Annotated in this window: 1 protein-coding gene; it reads right to left on the bottom strand. The window is 51.9% G+C overall.

Translation table 11 applies throughout. The annotated features are described in order from the left end of the window. Nucleotides 1-198 precede the first annotated feature (198 nt). Nucleotides 199-565 (bottom strand): Ig-like domain-containing protein (locus tag JJL52_RS21155; RefSeq protein WP_236994411.1); only part of this gene is annotated, 367 nt, incomplete at its 5' end.

Below are 565 nucleotides of genomic sequence, written 5' to 3'. Positions count from 1 at the left end.
TTAATTATACGCGCTTCGTAAATTTTTAAGCTCATTTGATATAAGCGCCACATCTGTTTATCCGAAAATGGTTTCTATTAGCCATTTTTTCATCCGTTTATCTGATTTTCGAGGTAAATAATAAAGCTCAGCCGCATAACAAAACGCCGGTCAGCGACCGGCGTTTCTCATACAGCTGTTGGATAATCTGCCTGTTATTTATTTGCTGACCGAAATGGAAGTGCTGGCCAAGTTGCCGGCTGCATCGGCCGCCGTGGAACTGATGGTGTGAGTACCACTGCTGGCCTTGCGACTATTCCAGCTATAGCTCAGAGAGCTGGTGTTGCCGGAACTAACCAGCTTGCCGTCGATATACAGTTTCAGGCTGCTGATACTGACATTGTCGCTGGCCTTGGCACTGATCCCCACCGTGCCGCTGACTTTCGCGCCGCTGGTCGGATTCAGGATGCTTACGGTTGGTGGGGTGGTATCGCTGACCGCCGCGCCGGTGGTGGCCGCGGCGCTATTGGAATAGCTGGAATTGCCGCTGCTGTTGTAAGCGCGGACCCGGTACTGGTAGGCGGTC

The sequence above is a fragment of the Candidatus Methylomicrobium oryzae genome, assembly GCF_016745425.1.
Lineage (GTDB): Bacteria > Pseudomonadota > Gammaproteobacteria > Methylococcales > Methylomonadaceae > Methylomicrobium > Methylomicrobium oryzae.
This window is presented reverse-complemented; position numbering and strand designations above follow the sequence as displayed.